Origin of the sequence: Pseudomonas sp. GZD-209, from assembly GCF_049310485.1 — a bacterium.
In the GTDB taxonomy this organism is placed as follows: domain Bacteria; phylum Pseudomonadota; class Gammaproteobacteria; order Pseudomonadales; family Pseudomonadaceae; genus Aquipseudomonas; species Aquipseudomonas sichuanensis.
In genome coordinates this window covers 1-1,424 of the sequence record NZ_JBMOWQ010000006.1, presented here as the reverse complement: position 1 = coordinate 1,424, position 1,424 = coordinate 1, and the positions used below count along the sequence as shown (strand labels likewise).

Below are 1,424 nucleotides of genomic sequence, written 5' to 3'. Positions count from 1 at the left end.
GGGTTGCCTCTCCCGGGGACCCCCCCCTCTCTTTTCTTTTTGGGGTGTCTCCCCCCCCCCGCGATTGCTGGCTCAGCCCTCTTGCAACGCCCGCGGCCGCCCGCTGCGCTGTTCGGCGTCGCTGTCATGGGCCTGCTGCAGCTGGAAATCGAACTGCATCTCGGCATAACGCCCCGCCACACCCCGCGCCCCGTCCTCGCGGAAGGTGATCTCCCCCACCAACCCATCCCGGGTGGCATAGGCAAAGTCGTCCCACAGGTACTTGTCGCCGGCCAGGTTGATCTGCGTGGTCAGGTGCCGATGCCCCGGCGCCGAGATGAAGAAGTGGATGTGCGCCGGGCGCTGGCCGTGGCGGCCGAGCAGGTCCAGGCACTCCTGGGTCGGCCCCTGGGGGTCGCAGCCATAGCCGGACGGCACGATGGAGCGCGCGCGGTAGCGGCCCTCGGCGTCGGTGACGATGCGCCGGCGCAGGTTGTACTCGGACTGGCTCTGGTCGAAGAACGAATAGGTGCCGCGGGTGTTGGCATGCCACAGGTCCACCGTGGCCCCGGCCAGCGGCTGGCCATCGGGGCCGCGTACCTGGCCATCGAGGTACATCACCGTGGCCTCGCCCTCCTCGCTGCCATCGTCCATGCGCACCTCGGCCTGGGCCAGCGGTGCACCGGCCACATACAGCGGGCCTTCGATGGTGCGCGGGGTGCCGCCGGTCAAGCCGACCTCGGCATCCTTGGCGTCCTGCAGCAGGTCGAGGAAGTGTTCGATGCCAAGCCCGGCCACCAGCAGCCCGGCTTCGCCGCGACCGCCCAGGCGGTTGAGGTAGTCGACGGCGAGCCAGAATTCGTCCTCGCTGACCTCCAGGTCCTCGATCAGCCGCGCGGTGTCCTGCAGCACGCGCTGGACGATGCGCTTGAGGCGCGGGCTGCCCTCGTCATTGCCAAAGCCTGCGGCTTGTTCGAAGAATTTCTGCACATCAGGGGTGTGGGCGATCTTCACGGTCATGCTCAGGTACCTCGTGTTGTTCTTGTCGTTGGGGGTTTCAGCGGTCGTCGCTGTGGACCGACGAGGGGTGGCGGCACAGGCCGGCGACCTCGATGTCCATGTAGGGGAACAGCGGCAGCTGCATCAGGGTGTCGTGCAGCGCCTCGACGCTGGGCACGTCGAACACGCTGTAGTTGGCGTAGTGCCCGGCGATGCGCCACAGATGGCGCCAGGTGCCGTCACGCTGCAGGCGCTGGGCCAGCTGCTTTTCGTCGGCCTTGAGTTGCGCGGCCTTGGCCGGGTCCATGTCGACCGGCAGCTTTACGGTCATCTTTACGTGGAACAGCATGGTGTTCTCCTTACGTCAGTCGTTGCTTCTGTGGGAGCGGGGGGGGGGGGGGGAAAAAAAAAAAAAAAACACCCCACCACACCCCACCCCCCCCCCA

At 67.0% G+C, this 1,424-nt stretch carries 2 protein-coding genes; both read right to left on the bottom strand.

The genetic code is table 11. From position 1 onward, the window contains the following. Positions 1–72 precede the first annotated feature (72 nt). Positions 73–999: a catechol 1,2-dioxygenase gene (catA, locus tag ACO6VM_RS01525; protein ID WP_422402665.1), complete on the bottom strand. Its 927-nt coding sequence runs from the start codon at positions 997–999 to the stop codon at positions 73–75. 37 nt (positions 1,000–1,036) lie between these two features. Then, positions 1,037–1,327, bottom strand: a complete 291-nt coding sequence (gene catC, locus ACO6VM_RS01520) for a muconolactone Delta-isomerase (RefSeq protein WP_110994971.1) — start codon at positions 1,325–1,327, stop codon at positions 1,037–1,039. Positions 1,328–1,424: the final 97 nt, after the last annotated feature.